Source organism: Pleomorphochaeta sp. DL1XJH-081 (assembly GCF_049310885.1).
Classification (GTDB): domain Bacteria; phylum Spirochaetota; class Spirochaetia; order Sphaerochaetales; family Sphaerochaetaceae; genus CAYZJV01.
The window spans coordinates 1-251 of the sequence record NZ_JBMDYO010000171.1 but is presented as its reverse complement, the minus strand read 5'-3'; the positions used below and the strand labels follow the sequence as shown (position 1 = coordinate 251).

The 251-nt window shown below is 62.2% G+C and carries 1 pseudogene; it reads left to right on the top strand.

Features of this window, described 5'->3' with window-relative positions:
• Positions 1-251, top strand: a pseudogene (locus ACODJP_RS14355) (ABC transporter permease); the annotation flags it as partial.

Genomic DNA, 251 nt, shown 5'->3' with positions numbered 1-251 from the left:
CTGGCAATTGGCGTCATCGGTAGGCTGGCTCTCAACCCGTATTCTCCCCTCTCCGGAGGGGGTACTGAAAGCTTTCTGGACGCTCTCCGCCAGCGGCGAGCTGTGGCAACACCTGGCCATCAGTTCCTGGCGCGCCTTACTTGGCTTCGCCATTGGCGGCTCCATCGGCCTGACGCTCGGGCTCATTAGCGGGCTATCGCGTTGGGGCGAACGCCTGCTGGATACCTCCATCCAGATGCTGCGCAATGTAC